Here is a 14,366-nt window from a genome sequence, read left to right on the forward strand (position 1 = left end):
GTTCAGTCAAGAGTTTTTCCGCTTGTACTCACCCGGGGAAACGCCAATTTCCCGCTTGAACGCGGCGCCCAAGTATTCGGAATGTTCAAACCCAAGTCGCTCGGCAATTTGGGGAACGGTCAAGTCCGTCTCACGTAGCAGCTCTTTCACCCGATTCATGCGAACCCTTTGAATCTCCTGGTGCGGCGTCCGCCCGACTAATTTCTTGAAGCGATGTTCAAAGACTCGACGCGATAGGTCAATGTTGTCTAAAACATCGATGACGCGAATATTGGCGGATGCCTTCCGCCGAATGTACTGGAGGGCTCTGGCGATCTGCTCGTCTTCTATCGCGACTGTATCAGTCGACTCGCGAAGCTGAATCCCTAGCGGTTGAGTGATCAGCGGTTCTTCAGTTGTGAAAACCTCGCCGGACATCATTCTGTCAAGCAGACTTGCTGCCTCGTATCCAGTGCGTTTGGTATCTGGAATGACGCTCGAGAGCGTCGGGTCAGACAGTTCGCAAATCAAATGGTCGTCGTCGACTCCCAGCACCGCGACTTCTGTCGGAACAGCGAGCTTCAACTGCCGGCAGGCATCTAGAACCTCTTGCGCCTTGAAGTCATAGCATCCCATGATTGCAACCGGGCGCGGAAGCTGGCGAACCCAAACCATGATTCGCCGCTTCTCAGCGACAGCGTCAAAGGCGCGGTCATACCGTGCTACGGATTGATGCTCGAAAACCTTGCATCCAGATGCCTCAGCAAACTGCCGAAAGTGCTGGCATCGTTTCGATGACCATTGAAAACCAGCATCTCCACAATAAGCAAGGTTCCGGAAACCTCGCGCAATGAAATGCTCGACTGCCAATCGTGAAATCGCTTTGTCTTCCGTGTCGGCCCAAGGAACTCCTTTGACGTGCCGGGCCGCACTGAGGTCAACGATTGGAACACCACATCGTTGCAATTGGCAGCCGACTGAATCAGTTTCAATCCTGGCGATGATCCCATCCCCGCCCCAGGTTTCTAACCAGGCGGGTGGCGGCGCACCGCGTTCCTGTTCGGTCAAATAGACAGACCAATTTCCATGCTCTTTGGTGTAGGAAATGACCCCTTCGAGTAAGCCTCGGCTGTAGCCGTTTGAGGTTTCTATCAGCAGGGCGACAGATCGTCGAGTCATTGGCTACAAGAACAACTGGGACAGTCATTGTGAAATGCCGGCATCAACCTGGAAGGCACCTCCGGAACTGTATCGATTCACGGAGGCATCTGGCGCTACAAACCACTACATGTTGATCTCGTAACCCTTACGACTTTCCCGTGAAAGGAACGAGTTGGCTTCGTCGTCGCCGATGATCTCACGCTTGGTCGGATCCCAATTCAGCTCACGCCCCAAGCGGATCGCGATGTTTGCCAAGTGGCAAGTCTCGAGCATCCGGTTGTGTGTCCAAACATCGGAGATCGGTTGCTCACGCGAACGCATGCCTTCGATGAAGTTGGCGGTATGGTTCTCGCTGACAGCGCCGCCGTAGACTTTTTCCACTGCGTCTTCAGGCAACGGGTTGGTTTCCAGATCTTCGATTGGCTTGCCCGCCAGCCTTCCGCGATTAACGAAGAATCGACCCTTGGTTCCTTCAAACAAAATGCCGTTGTCACCTTCGCTGGTGATGATCATTGGAATGTCGCCCGGCATGTTAACGTGAATCTCGAACTTTGTCGGCGAGTTGTATTGATCGCTGACCGTCGGATAGCCATCTTTGTACTCGACGGGCAATGAGTAGCTGACCGGCGTCACTTTATTTGGACCGGTTTCGCTCGCGTCCAGTGCCCACGTCGCAATGTCAACGTGGTGAGCACCCCAGTCATTCATCTGGCCACCGGAGGTTTCGTACCAATTACGCCATGCGTAGTGACAATTGGTGTGAAGTGGTACGCCGCCACCATAGCCTCGACGCATTTCGGTCCCCGCTCTGTACGGAACCTTGGGGGCTGGGCCGAGCCACATGTCCCAATCCAGGCCTTCAGGAGGATCGATGGCTGGGATCACGGGCGAACCGGTAGCACCGTTGATTCCACAGGTGACTTTGCGAATCTCCCCGATTCGTCCTTCGCGGATCAGTGCGATGGCTTTGAGGAACCGGTGCTGGTTTTCAGTCCGCTGCATGGTTCCGACTTGGAACACTCGCCCGGTTTGTTTGACGATCTTTTCGATCAACTTGCCTTCGTCGATCGTCAAGGTCAGCGGCTTTTCGCAGTACACGTCTTTGCCAGCGAGCATCGCTTCGACGGAGATCTTGGTGTGCCAGTGATCCGGAGCTGCGATCATCACCGCATCGATGTCTTTGCGGTCAAGCACTTCGCGGTAGTCTTTGTATCCCTCGGCTTTCTTGCCGGTTTTCTTTTCAAGCTTTTCGTTGATCATACCCAGCACATTGGCATCGACGTCGGCAAAGGCCGCGAAGTCCGCGAACTTGGTTGACTTGTCCGTGATCGTCCACCCTTGGTTTCGCAGTCCAATCGTGGCAAAAACGGGACGTTCATTCGGCGAGTCTTGCGCGTGGGAAGCGGAACTGGTGCCTATAAAGACGCCAGCCGCAGTGGCGGCGGTTGCCGTTTGAAGAAAATCACGTCGGTTGAATCTTGTTTGCGGCTTCATTGCGGAACCTTGTTAAGAGAACGGGAAAAAGGAACGGGAAATGTTGAGATCGTTCTTGGGATCTATTTGCCTAGGTCTTTGAAGCGTTCGTAGGACTGGTTCAAAGGATGTGCCTCCGTTCGTCCATGAATCATGTTCGCCGTCCACTCCGACAACCTTCTCCCGAGTCGGCGACAGGCCTCTTGCACTCGTTCCTCCTCAGGGGCGCCCGCGGATATGGCTCCGTAGTGAGCCGAGAATTTGATGCCGGAGTAATCGGTCAAGCCGAAAACAAGAAAACCGTAGTTGATCAGAATGGACAGCAATGCCATGCAGGTCCATTCCTGGCCGCCACCCCAAGCTCCGGCGGAAGAAAAAACGCAGCCGATCTTTCCGTCGCGTTTGCCCCAGTTTTCAATGGGTTGCTGGTCCCACCACCGTTTCATTTGCCAACTCACGCAGCCGTAGTTGGTCGGAGAGCCAAGCGCGAGTCCGTCACACCATTCCAAGTCCGTATGATCAGCCTCTTCGATGCTACGCAGTCGGACTTCAGTATCGTCGAGCTGCTGCGCACCTTCAGCCACCAGCTCCGCCATACGCTGAGTGTTCTTGGTATTTGAATGGTAAAGGACCAAAATCTTCGTCATCGAGCTTTCAGTTTGTGCGTGATGAATTCCTAAGAATCGGCGATCTTATCGACGGACGCTATACAAGTGATTTTTCCTGATTGAGCGTGGAAGTGATGGTTCCTAACTGGCGGATCAGCGTGTCCACCTCATCCGGCGTCATGCACCCGTACATTTCATCGCGGATGGATTGCCCGGCTTTCCAAAGCTTGCGCAGCTTTCGTTTTCCGCTGGCGGTCAGCGCTACGGTTTTGGCGCGGGAATCGGTTGGGTGGCTTGCCCTTTGGATCAGTTCCATCTTTTCCAGTAACACCAGCATCGCTCGGACCGTACTCGGGTCAGAGGAGATTCGGTCCGCTAGTTCACGCTGCGTTAATGCTTGGCCCTCCGAGAGTGCCAATAGAAGCACAAATTGGTCAGCGGTCACGCCATGCTGAGCAAACGCTGCTTCCGTGTTGCGGTGAAGCGCCATGTAGGCCGCACGCAACGCTAACGGCAACTCTCGCTCTTGCTGTGTGGATTCCTTCATCTATTCAAGCGACTCCTACGCGAAAGAAAATGTCTGATGGCCACCCTCGCCGATCTATGGGCGTTCGTGATGCGCCCATCATGGATCGGTCTCCGAAGGGACACCCGTCGGATTAGGCGCATCATCGGTCGCAGCTGGTGGACCAAGGATTCCTTGAAAGATCGGTCTTAAAGCGGAAGCCCAGACTTCGTAGGCGGGTCGTTCAAGATGCAAACCATCGCTGGAATACCCAGGCAGGAAACGCCCCTCTGCATCGGTTAGTTGAGCGTTGAGGTTGAGAAACCGAATCTGCCGATCCATCGCCAGCGAGTGAAGGCGAGCATTAATCTCCTTGATCGTTGGAGTGAGCGCCGTGTTCTGGTCTCGCGGGAAAAGTCCGGTCAACACGATGGCGGCGTCTGGGCAACGCTGCGAGAACTCGTCGATGATCGCTACGACACCATCGACGACGTCATCAATGGTTGCTTGCTTCGCTGCCCCTTCCCAAGGCAAATTGTTGGTTCCCGCTTGCAGCACAACGATCTTCGGGCTCAACCCATCCAGCTCCCCGTTTCGCATCCGCCAGAGAATATTGTGCGTGTTATCACCCCCCCAAGCAAAGTTGGCTGCATTCCATCCGTGAAAGCTCTTTTTCCAGTGTTCGAGCAAATGCGGATAGTCTGTTCCGCCCCAGCGACGCGTGATTGAATCGCCCTGGAAGTAGATATCGACCTTTCCCTGTTTGGCCTTTCGCAACAATTGCTCGTGCGCCGCCCGCGACACCCAATCGGTTCGCTCGTGAGGGGCGTGGCCCGTATTGGCTTGAATTGGCTTGGCTTGGACTGGGTTGGCGTCGCGAAGCACGTGAATGACTGCGTCGTAAACCGGTTTTGGTTTCAACTCCCGATCGAACAAGAGCGGATAGTTGGTTCGATCCCATGGAAAGTAGTTCAGCCAACTTTGGCCATCGTGCAAGTTCCAAAACGAAACGCGTGCGATTGTCTCCTGGTATTCATCGAACAAGCGAAACAAAGCGACATATTGATCCGCCTCTCGGCGTTCAACTTCGTATGGCAAGCCGTCCTTGTAGGGATCGTACGTCTTCAGTTCGTCACGGTATTTTCCGTCTTCGGACCACCATTTCCCACGAGTGACGACATCGATATCCAACTCGGAGACCACAATTTGAATACCAAGTCCCCGAAGTGCCTCGAACGTTTCCCTCAGTTGCGTAATGGAGTCATCGCCTAGTTCGAAATGGCCCTGCATACCGTAAGCATCCACGGGGACGCCGCGCTCCTTTAGTTCCGTAAGCAACCGAATCAGCTTCTTGCGTTTGCCCGGAAAGTGGCAGTTGTAATCGTTGTAGATGAGCAGAGCATCGGGATCGTGTTTGCGCGCGGTGCGAAATGCCGTTTCGATGAAGTCGATTCCCGCGGTGGTGCTGTACACCGATTCGCGTAGGTAGCCTTCGTCTCCGTCCGCCAGTGCTTCATTGACGACATCCCACATCGTTGCCGTCTCTTGATAGCGACCGACAACCGTTGCAACATGATCTTCAATCCTTGCGAGTAATTCGTCTCGCGATACAGCGTTCCCATCTTTGCCGTTCTTCATCCACTCGTCGGTTCGATCATCCTTGGCCCAAACCAAGCAATGACCGACAACTTCCAGATTGTTCTGCTTAGCGAACGTGACGAAGCGATCCGGTGCCGCGAAGTTCCAGCGATCTTCCTCAGGATGAATGCCCTGCGGCTTCATGCAATTCTCAGGTGTAAGAATCTGAAACTGTTCGCGAATCAAGTCGCTGCATTTCGGGTCCGTGAGAATCCGTTCACTCACCCCAACGCCAATCTTAAAGCGATTACCGACCACTTCTTTCAATGTGGCCGTGTCAGTTGGTCCGATGCTCTCTTGGGCGACTGAACCACCCACAACGACCAAGGAGAGTGTGAAAGATAGAATGACAAGCAAAGATCTGAATCGCATGAGGTGCCTGTGTTGATAATTGCGCTGCTTGCGTCTTCCCTACACGCGAGCCGGATCGTCTGACGAGATCACCGAGACGAGGCCGTGAAATAACTCCACTTCGGCAAAGTGTACACAACAAACACATGAGGACGTAGTCCCAACTTTTGAAACCATTTCACGTGCATCGAGGGGGCAGCTGCTTGCAATGGCGGTCCACACCGTTACTGTCCGCGCTGCCCGGCAAGTGTGCGCTGGCCCAAATGACGCAGCGCCGCCAATTCTGGCGAATGAGCCACTGCTGTCGCGCAATGAAAATCAAACGCCCATTAGGGCGTGGGGTATTTGAGCTTGTCGTTTCGTTGAATTCCCCCAATGGAATCGAAATATCCGTGAAAATAACGAGTTGGCTCACCGATTTGCAGAACTTTCAGACCGGCCTGGGGTTTATGCGTGTACGCACGGTTATCTGCCGAGCGGATCTGCTGCGAACTTGTGAAATATCTCCGTGCAGGTGCGCAATTCCTCATTTCCATTGAGCTCAATGTGGCTATAACGCACAGTACCGCCACTCCATCATTCGCGATATCTCGTCCCACTATTGATCCTGACGGCGGCATGTTGTCCACCGAGAATCCAGCTCTATCTGCTTAGATGAACATCGAGCGGTGGAGTTTGCACCGTCAACCAAATAGGCCTACCAGAAACAAGATGACTGCTCTATCAAAACACGTTGCAACTGCAAATCTGCTCGTCCTTATCTTTCTCGCCTGCGGCTTCGCATCGGCTCAGGAATCGCAAGTCTCGGTATTGATGCTTGGCGACAGAGGATTCCATAGGCCATCCGAATTCTATCGGCATTTGGCAGGGCCGCTCCGAGAGCAAGGGATCGAACTTGTTTACACGGAAAAGCTGAGCGACCTTAACGAAGATCATCTCGCTAAATATGAAGGGCTGATGATCTTCGCAAACATTGAGCAAATCACACCGGACGCCGAGTCGGCTCTGCTGAACTATGTTCAAAGTGGTGGAGGCCTGATTCCCGTTCACTGCGCGTCGTTCTGTTTTCTCAATTCTGATAAGTACATCGAATTAGTTGGCGGTCAGTTTCGAAGTCACGGGTTCACTCGCTTTGAAACCGAGATCGTGGCTTCCGATCATGAGATCATGCGGGGGCTGAACCCGGTTCGGTCGATGGACGAAAGCTACCGCCACAGCAAGCTCAACCCGGACATGACAGTACTTGAGACACGGAGCGACGAATCCGGCCCCGTGAGCAATCCCGATGGTGAACCCTACACATGGATCCGGACGAGCGGACAAGGTCGCGTTTTCTATACCGCGTGGGGACACGATCATCGGACGTGGTCCAACAATGATTTTCAAAAGCTGCTCGCACGCGGTGTTTTGTGGGCCTGTGGTCAGACGCTCACCGCAGCTTCGGCCGACAGCGGCAGGCCTGCAGATCCCAAAGCGGAAGCGGTCATCGCTGCGAATCGTCCCTTTTCTGCGCCGGAGATGAATCCGCCTTCGGTCGACGATGAAGAATTTGCAACGACATACGTGGGGGCGAAGATCCCCAACTACACGCCAGGTGCTCAGTGGGGAACGCAAGCCGAACCGTTCTCGAAGATGCAAGACCCTCTGCCAGCGGAAAAGTCCATCAAAGCGTTCGCGACTCCGGAAGGAACGCAACTCGCGATCTGGGCCAAGGAGTCGACCGACAACTGGCCCGGCTCTCCCCAGCAAAACGACAAGACCGCGGGGCTAAATGGTAAGCCGATCGCAATGAACTGGGACGAGGACGGGCGTTTGTGGGTTTGCGAAACTGTGGACTACCCCAATGAACTCAAGGAAAAATCAGCCGTCGGCCGCGACCGCATCAAGATTTGCGAAGATACTGACAACGATGGCCAGGCCGACAAGTTCACGGTCTTTGCAGAAAATCTAAGCATTCCATCGACACTGGTTTGCTACCGGGGTGGCGTGATCGTCCAGGACGGCGAAGAGACGATCTATTTGAAGGACATCGATGGCGACGACAAGGCCGATTTTCGACAGTCGCTGATTACCGGCTGGGCGCTGGGCGACACGCACGGCGGCGTCAGCAATTTTCAGTATGGCCCCGACAATTGGATCTGGGGCATGCAGGGCTACAACAATTCCCAGCCCGTAATCAACGGCGAACCGCAAATGCGTTTTCGCCAAGGGTTTTGGCGATTCAAGGTCAAGGCGGGTGCCTCGGATGAGACAGCGCCAGCCTATGCGATCGACGCGGAAACGGGCAAAGTCGCAGACAGCCAATCAAGCGACTTCGATCAGCACACAATCCGTGTCGATGCATTGGAGTTCATGAGAGGCACGAACAACAACACCTGGGGGCTGGGTTTCAGCGAGGAAGGCTATGTCTTTGGTTCAACTGCCAACGGTTGCCCGAGCGTTCACATGCCGATTCCCAATCGGTATTACGATCAAGTCGCCGGCTGGTCGCCCGAGACTCTTCAAAATATTGCCCAGTCGCATCGGTTCGATCCGATCGATGATCGCATCCGTCAGGTGGACTGGCACGGCGGATTTACAGCCGGTTGCGGCTCAGCAATCTACACCGCTCGCAACTATCCACCGACTTGGTGGAACCGAATTCAAATGGTCTGCGGTCCGACGGGGCACCTCGTTGGTTCTTTCGTGCTGGAGAAGGACGGTGCAAGCTATCGAAGTCGAAACGCGTTCAACACAGTTGCCAGCATCGATGACTGGTCAGCTCCGATCATGTCGGAGGTCGGTCCCGACGGCAACGTATGGGTCTTGGACTGGTACAACTACATTGTTCAGCACAACCCAACGCCCAACGGTTTCCAAACCGGCAAAGGGGCTGCTTATGAAAGTGATCTGCGAGACAAACGTTTTGCCCGAGTCTATCGATTGGTGACCGACGAGGCAGGCAGCGGCTCTGCGACGCGAACGTTACAACTCGCTGATGCAGAGAACGCCGAGTTGGTTACGGCACTCAGTAATGACAATTTCTTTTGGCGTCGAACGGCACATCGTCTTTTGGTGGAACGTGGGGCGGCTGACGATGCGACGCTCAGTGCTCTCGTTTCATTGGTCGACAATGATCAAGTCGACGAGATCGGATTAAACCCAGCCGCGATGCATGCGATTTGGACGCTTGCAGGCATGTCGGAAACGGGTAACGAATCAGCAGTCGCTGCACTTGCAAAGGCGTGTGCCGCCGGTTTCGGTCATGTATCCAGCCCAGTGCGCAACGCGGCAATCGCGAGTTGCGGTAGCGAGCAGATCGCCAAGGCGATTGAAGCGGGTCTGCAAAACGATGTCGACCCTAAGGTGCGGTTGACCTTGTTGCTGCGTGTTGCAGAAGGAAAAGCGAACGCTGCGATCAGCGGCGACGAGCTTGCTGGCTTAGTACCTTCGATTGGAGACGATCGTGTTTTATTGGACGCATGGACTTCCGCTGCTTCGACCGATCCTGCTGCGACGATCGTGGCGCTCGGCAAGATGAGTCCGTCCGCGGCGAATTCGCTCAATCAACGGATTGCCGTTCTGGCGGAGCACCTCGCGCGGAGCAATCCCACAGCTGAGCAAATCAGCGAGCTGCTTGAAATCTCGCCCGATTCGCCAGTCGCCGTCACGGTCTGGGAAGGCTTAGCAAAGGGTTGGCCGCGAGATCTGGTTCTTAATCTTCCCGAGTCATCGCAGAAAATTGTTCGTGACCGGTTCTTGGCCAACGACACTTCCGTCGAAAGCAAAGCCGCGATCCTGGCGGTAGCCGACAAGTGGTCGATCACGAACCTAAACGAGATTGTCAGTGAAATACAGAACGAACTGCTGACAACCGCTTTGGACGCGGATGCCGATTCAGAGAAACGTCTGAGTGCTTGGGATCAAGCGATTCGCCTTGCACCAATGAGTCCAAAGATTCTCGACGCGGTCGAAGCGTTCTTTACACCGCAACTGGCTCCAGAAACTGGGATCGCGGCACTGAACTCACTGCAGGCCGCGCGCGTGAATGGTCTTTCCGAAACGTTGTTGGACATGAAAACCTCGCTGGGGCCAAAACTCGGTAGCCAAGTTCTGACGTTGCTTTTATCCCGAGCCGACGGCACTGAAGATTTGCTGGACGCCATTGCAGATGGACAAGTGCAATTCAATGATCTTCAGCTCGATCAACGCCAAGCCTTACTGAACCACCCCACCTCATCGATAGCATCGCGAGCGAAGGAGTTGATGGAAACGCGAGGTGCGATGGTAACATCTAATCGCCAAGCATTGGTCGATCAATGGTTACCGGTCGCTGCCGTGGAAGGCGATGTGACGAACGGCCTGGCAATGTTCAAGAAACATTGCTCGGCTTGCCACATCCATGGCGAAATCGGACAAGAAATCGGTCCTAACTTGACGGGCATGGCGGTTCATCCCAAAGAAGAAATCTTGATGAACGTCCTCGATCCATCGCGAAGCGTCGAAAGCAACTTCCGCACGTACCAGATTTTGACCGTCGACGGAAATGTGCTCTCCGGAATGCTAGCCGGCGAGTCGGCAAACTCGCTACGCATCATCGACACGCAAGGCAAAGAAAAGCTGGTCCTTCGCGAAGACATCGAGCAATTGACTTCGTCGCACAAGTCATTGATGCCAGAGGGTTTTGAAAGCTCGATCAGTAAAACTGAAATGGCGGATCTGCTTTCGTTTCTCGCCAAACGTGGCAAGTACGCGCCGCTGAACATCTCTAGCTCTGCGACCATCAACAGCAAAAAAGGCCTCCCCGGATTCCGCGGACGACCTGGAGACGAGTTTGTACTCGATTCCTACGGGCGTGTGGAGGTCGAAGGCGTTCCGTTCGAATTGGTCGATCCCCAGGGAGATCGGATCGCCAACATCATCGGTTTGCAACGTCAATCATCGCGATTCCCAAGCACGTTGCCAGAATCGGCTAGCCTCGACTGCGCTGGAAACGTGAAAACGATTCACATGTTGGGGGGCGTCGCCTGGGCTGCCTACCCGCGTTTCAAGGACGAAACGACCAGCATGATCGTCCGTCGTCATTACGCTGACGGAAGCAAAAGTGACTTTGAACTGGTCAACGGCAAGCACATCGTGACTTACCAAGCGGGCGAGGATGTGCCGGAATCGAAGAAGGCGATTGAAGCCGGCGGCAAGCAAATCCGCTACTTGAAGATTCCTGCCGAAGCTGACAAAGCACTTACGAAAATCGAATTCTTGAAAGGAGGTGACTTTTCGCTTCCGCTCGTGTTTGCGGTTACCGTCGAGTTTGCAGGTGAAGGTCACTAGACCCGACGGTGATTCGTTGACGTTCCTTCTCATCTTCTTCTGTATCGAGACCCTCTCATGAGAAAATTAGTTGTTCTAGTCCTGCTCGGCATGCTACAGCTTGCCAGTGCCGTTGCCCAAGCACAGGAGCAAAACCCGGAACGTCCTCGCCAGGGTCGTCGCGGAGGCGGATTCGGCGGCCCGATCGAACTTGGTCCCGACGACAAGCAAACTTATCCCGATCCTGCAGATAGCATCGTTGCAAAGCGGGAAGACATTCCGCACGGCAAGTTGGAGATGATCGACTATGAGTCGAAGACGGTCGGCACGAATCGCAAGATGAACGTTTACACGCCCCCGGGGTACTCGAGCGAGAAGAAGTTCCCTGTCTTGTATTTGTTGCACGGCATTGGCGGCGACGAAACCGAGTGGCAGCGTTTTGCGACACCTGATGTGTTGTTTGACAACCTGATCGCGGATGGCAAAGCGGTTCCGATGATTGTGGTGATGCCGAACGGCCGCGCGCAAAAGAATGATCGCGCCGAAGGCAATGTGATGGCGAGTGCTCCAGCATTTGCCGTTTTTGAGAAAGACTTGCTCGATGACGTCATTCCCACCATCGAGTCGCGTTATTCCGTTCACGCCGATCGAGAACATCGAGCCCTGGCCGGCTTGTCGATGGGCGGTGGCCAGTCACTGAACTTCGGACTGACCAACCTGGACACGTTTGCCTGGGTCGGCGGATTTTCGTCCGCACCCAATACCAAGGCTCCAGAGGAATTGGTCCCCGATCCAAAAAAGACGAAGGAACAACTTGAGCTGCTCTACTTGTCATGTGGAAACAAAGACGGATTGATCCGAATCAGTCAACGTCTGCAGCGTTATTTGAATGAGAACGACATTCCACACATCTGGAACGTCGACTCGCACGGACACGATCCGACCCACTGGCGAAACAATCTGTATTATTTTGCTCAATTGGTATTTCAGGAAACATCGAAGGCCTCAGTGCCGCAGGAAGACACGACCACGAATTCGAATGAACAGCCTTCTGCGAATGGAAATGAGAACGCGGCTGCTGGAAGCAATGTTCCTGAAGGTATCAAAGACGATTTCAAGCCGGCACCCACTAACCAAGCTGGAAAGGACTACCCGCAGGTCAATTCCCAAGGCCGAATCAAGTTTCGAGTCGTCGCGCCGGAAGCGAATAGCGTGGCAACGACATTTCGCGACAGCACCGAGTTCGTAAAAGGTGAAGATGGAGCATGGGTCGGCTACTCACGACCTCTTGACGAAGGCTTCCACTACTATGAATTGATCATCGACGGTGCCCACGTTCCGGATCCCAACAGCAAATACTATTTCGGAGCAATGCGTTGGGGGAGCGGAATTGAAATACCCGCCCACGATCGTGATTTCTATGCACTGAAAAACGTTCCCCACGGCCAAGTTCGCGAGATCTACTTTCATTCAGATAGCACGGATTCCGAGCGGCGAGCTTTCGTCTACACACCACCGGGATACGACAGCAACCAAGAAGAACGCTACCCAGTGCTGTACTTGCAGCACGGTTGGGGCGAAAACGAATACGGCTGGAGCGTCCAGGGCCACGCGGGTCTGATCATGGACAATTTGATCGCGGAAGGAAAGACGAAGCCCTTCATCATCGTCATGACCTATGGCATGACCAACGAAGTCCGCATGGGCGGGCTTCGGAACTTCGATATCAAGGACTTTGAAACGGTCCTCGTTGATGAACTCGTTCCCCATATCGACCAGAACTTCCGCACTTTGACCGATCAACCGAATCGTGCCATGGCTGGACTGTCGATGGGTAGCATGGAAACGAAGTCAATCACGCTACGCAACCTTGACAAGTTTTCACACATCGGCCTCTTCAGTGGAGCCACGATTGGAAAAGAGGATCTCGAGAACACGGAAGGGTTCAAAGACAAAGTTGAACTCGTGTTCGTTAGCTACGGAAGCAAAGAGGTTGGAGGCGGTCGAACTCGTCGGGGAGGCAACCCGGCTGACTCCGTGAAGCAATTAAAAGAGATGGGAATCGATGCCCACTACTACCTGTCTCCCGAAACCGCCCACGAATGGCAGACTTGGCGACGCAGCTTGAAGGAATTCGCCCCTCTGTTGTTTCAGCCTAAAGACAGCCTATTAGGCAGCTGGAAGGTCGACTTTGATACTCAAATTGGCGTCCAAAGTTATGCAATGGCCTTTGGTAAGGAAAGCGGCGAACTCTCCGCAACGGCGAGAGCTGAAGTCAATGGTCGCTCACGCGACGTTACCTTTGAGCAGGTCAAACGGACCGGCGATACCATTTCGTTCGTCGAAAACCTAAGTTTTGGTGGAAACGAAATTCGCATTGAATACGAGGGGCAGATCGACGGCGACACGATCCTGTTTTCGCGAAAGGTAGGCGACTTCGCAACGGAAAAGGCAACAGCGAAGAAGTCGAAATCCGTTGACGACCTGGTGACTGAAAACGCGAAGGAATCAGTGCAGCGTGGGGCGGATGCTCAGCGACAACAGGCAGTCGCAATGACCGACTCGGTCGACCCAAACTTCCACATTTATCTCTGCTTCGGCCAATCCAACATGGATAGCGGCGGGCGGATGAATGACGCTGACCGTGACGTACCCGAGCGTCTGCTGGTGATGGCCGACTTTGACAATGAACAAAGGGGCTGGCAGAAAGGAAACTGGTACCACGCCGTCCCACCGCTGGCCGCGCGAGGGCGAGGCATTTGCATGGTCGATTCCTTCGGGAAAACGATGGTTCGTTCGCTTCCAGAAGATGTCCGCGTTGGAATCATCAAGGTTTGTGTGCCCGGATGCAAAATCGAACTGTATCAGAAGGATTCGTTTCAGTCCTATATCGACGGCGAGAGAGACTGGTTGAAAAACCTCGTCAAAGCCTACGACGAAAATCCTTATCAGTACCTTGTCGACATGGCTAGAGAGGCGAAGAAACACGGCGTCATCAAAGGAATTCTTCTCCATCAGGGCGAATCCAATACCGGGGATAAAGAGTGGCCCAAGAAAGTCAAGTCCGTCTATGACGACTTGATGAAGGACCTCGATTTAGATCCAAACGAGGTGCCACTGTTGGCCGGAGAGATGGTACACGCTGATCAGGGAGGCCGATGTGCAAGTCACAACACGATCATTGCGACCCTACCGGAATCGATATCGGGTGCTCGGGTGATATCGTCAGCAGGTTTGCCGACCGACGACAAACTCCATTTTAACCCAGAAGGCTCTCGCGAGTTTGGTAAGAGATATGCTGCTGCAATGCTCTCACTGTTGGCTTCAGAGAGCTCAGTTGCCGAATAAGCCATTGCGGCAAT

General features: G+C 54.0%; 7 protein-coding genes and 2 pseudogenes. 3 read left to right on the plus strand and 6 right to left on the minus strand.

Going from position 1 to position 14,366, the window contains the following annotated elements; translation table 11 throughout:
- Positions 1-6: 6 nt before the first annotated feature.
- The 6 genes and pseudogenes from TBK1r_RS21610 to TBK1r_RS21630 all read right to left on the minus strand — a co-directional run bounded on the left by TBK1r_RS21610 (position 7) and on the right by TBK1r_RS21630 (position 5,736).
- Positions 7-849: an AraC family transcriptional regulator gene (locus tag TBK1r_RS21610; protein ID WP_419581584.1), complete on the minus strand. Its 843-nt coding sequence runs from the start codon at positions 847-849 to the stop codon at positions 7-9.
- 69 nt (positions 850-918) lie between these two features.
- Positions 919-1,158: pseudogene (locus TBK1r_RS38920) on the minus strand (xylose operon transcription regulator XylR); the annotation flags it as partial.
- A 105-nt stretch (positions 1,159-1,263) separates the two neighbouring features.
- A complete protein-coding gene (locus TBK1r_RS21615) occupies positions 1,264-2,634 on the minus strand; it encodes a Gfo/Idh/MocA family protein (RefSeq protein WP_145215271.1) in 1,371 nt (456 codons plus the stop codon).
- A gap of 62 nt (positions 2,635-2,696) precedes the next feature.
- Positions 2,697-3,260, minus strand: a complete 564-nt coding sequence (locus tag TBK1r_RS21620; RefSeq protein WP_145215274.1) for a flavodoxin family protein — start codon at positions 3,258-3,260, stop codon at positions 2,697-2,699.
- A gap of 58 nt (positions 3,261-3,318) precedes the next feature.
- Positions 3,319-3,768 (minus strand): MarR family winged helix-turn-helix transcriptional regulator, encoded by a 450-nt coding sequence (locus tag TBK1r_RS21625; protein ID WP_419580249.1) that lies wholly within the window; start codon positions 3,766-3,768, stop codon positions 3,319-3,321.
- A gap of 78 nt (positions 3,769-3,846) precedes the next feature.
- The gene (locus tag TBK1r_RS21630; protein ID WP_145215277.1) at positions 3,847-5,736 is read right to left on the minus strand and encodes an endo-1,4-beta-xylanase; all 1,890 of its coding nucleotides are present in this window, start codon (positions 5,734-5,736) and stop codon (positions 3,847-3,849) included.
- Between the two features lie 690 nt (positions 5,737-6,426).
- On the opposite strand from TBK1r_RS21630, the gene TBK1r_RS21635 reads away from it, so the two are divergent.
- From TBK1r_RS21635 to TBK1r_RS21640, 3 genes and pseudogenes are all read left to right on the plus strand, one after another.
- Entirely contained in the window at positions 6,427-11,025 is a 4,599-nt protein-coding gene (locus tag TBK1r_RS21635) for a PVC-type heme-binding CxxCH protein (protein WP_419580250.1), read from the plus strand.
- Between the two features lie 318 nt (positions 11,026-11,343).
- Positions 11,344-11,703: pseudogene (locus TBK1r_RS39490) on the plus strand (alpha/beta hydrolase); the annotation flags it as partial.
- A gap of 81 nt (positions 11,704-11,784) precedes the next feature.
- Complete coding sequence (locus TBK1r_RS21640; protein WP_473772523.1) at positions 11,785-14,352, plus strand: sialate O-acetylesterase; 2,568 nt, start codon at positions 11,785-11,787, stop codon at positions 14,350-14,352.
- The last annotated feature ends 14 nt before the right edge of the window (positions 14,353-14,366 follow it).

The sequence above is a fragment of the Stieleria magnilauensis genome, assembly GCA_007753675.1.
Taxonomy (GTDB): Bacteria; Planctomycetota; Planctomycetia; order Pirellulales; family Pirellulaceae; genus Stieleria; species Stieleria magnilauensis.